The sequence below is a fragment of the Paraburkholderia sp. SIMBA_054 genome (genome assembly GCF_046534875.1).
Lineage (GTDB): Bacteria > Pseudomonadota > Gammaproteobacteria > Burkholderiales > Burkholderiaceae > Paraburkholderia > Paraburkholderia hospita.
On the sequence record NZ_JAWRXV010001514.1, the window covers coordinates 1 to 243 of the forward strand.

Below are 243 nucleotides of genomic sequence, written 5' to 3' on the forward strand. Positions count from 1 at the left end.
GTATTTTCCGACAAGCCGGTTGGAGGAAGTGATGCTCTATCCCGTCTATATCCACAAGGACGAGCGCAGTGCATACGGCGCCATCGTGCCGGATATGCCCGGCGTGCATGCAGCAGCCGATGATCTGGAAGGAATGGCGGCCGCGGTGCAGGAAGCCGTGGAGCTGATGTACGACGGCGAGACGCTGGCGCCGCCGCGTCCCGACATCGTCGACAAGTACCGCCGCAAGAAGGAATTCCAGGG

Annotated in this window: 1 protein-coding gene; it reads left to right on the plus strand. The window is 61.7% G+C overall.

Annotated elements, in window-relative coordinates:
• Positions 1–31 precede the first annotated feature (31 nt).
• Positions 32–243 (plus strand): type II toxin-antitoxin system HicB family antitoxin (locus SB822_RS60090; RefSeq protein ID WP_410859510.1); only part of this gene is annotated, 212 nt, incomplete at its 3' end.